The organism is Nocardia glycosmidis, from assembly GCF_052545115.1.
Map to the genome: position 1 here is coordinate 1 of NZ_JBQWRH010000057.1, position 912 is coordinate 912.

1 protein-coding gene is annotated in these 912 nt (G+C 63.4%); it reads right to left on the reverse strand.

All coding sequences use genetic code 11. The annotated features are described in order from the left end of the window. Window positions 1-183: 183 nt before the first annotated feature. Window positions 184-855 (reverse strand): recombinase family protein, encoded by a 672-nt coding sequence (locus ACT86A_RS27465; protein WP_445095126.1) that lies wholly within the window; start codon window positions 853-855, stop codon window positions 184-186. Between the last annotated feature and the right edge of the window lie 57 nt (window positions 856-912).

Consider the following 912-nt stretch of genomic DNA (forward strand, 5'->3'; position numbering starts at 1 on the left):
AGCCGAGTGTTTTGCGTGGGCAGGTCGTTGAGTTCTTGCGCGACGGTTCGAGGTCTTCTTCGTGATCAGACCATAGACACAGAGACGGCACACGTTCCATTCCTTCACCCTTCCAGGCCCGGCAACTCAGCAGAACTGAGCCGCTGTTCGCTGGTAAAGCCCCACGCCCCAGCGGTTCTCTGGTCAGACACCCGCCTCGACCACAGGATGCGCATGGGCGGTCAGTTCGGGCAGGTACTTGTAAATCGTGGAGCGTGAGACTCCGAGCAGCCGAGCCACTGAGGAGATTGTTTCCTCCGGGCGGGAGAGGATCGCGCGGGTTTGGCGAATTTGTTCGTCGGTCATGGCCGGCGGGCGGCCGAGACGCTGCCCGCGGGCCCGTGCGGCATCCAAGCCCTCATGAGTGCCTTGGACGATCAGCTCACGGATGAACTCCGCCAGCGCGGCGAACACATGGAAGACCAGACGTCCACCAGGGGTGGTGGTGTCGAGGGCCTCGTGCAACGACCGGAAGCCGATGCCGCGCTTGCGCAGTCCGGCCACGATCGAGATGAGGTCCTGCAGGGAGCGGCCGAGCCGGTCCAGCGACGGCACCACGAGGGTGTCGCCGGAGCGCATGTATTCCAGGCACTTCCACAGTTCCGCGCGTTCGGCGTCCTTGCCGGTTTTCTTGTCGGTATAGATCTTCTGGCATCCCGCCGCGGTCAACGCATGGATCTGCCGGTCGAGGTTCTGGTCCTTGGTGGAGACGCGGCCGTAGCCGATGAGCGCGCCGCCTCCGTCGATCGGATCGAGGGCGTCGCCGTCGAGGGTGAGCGGTGCGGGGATGTCGAGATCGTGTGTCGGCGTAGCCATACTCCAGACTGTACGAGAAAGGGCCGACAAGAATTGTTGGACACCAACCGTTTTCGA

Coding starts and splice junctions, on each gene's coding strand:
- ACT86A_RS27465 (WP_445095126.1), bottom strand. CDS start 855: ATGGCTACGCCGACACACGATCTCGACATCCCCGCACCGCTCACCCTC.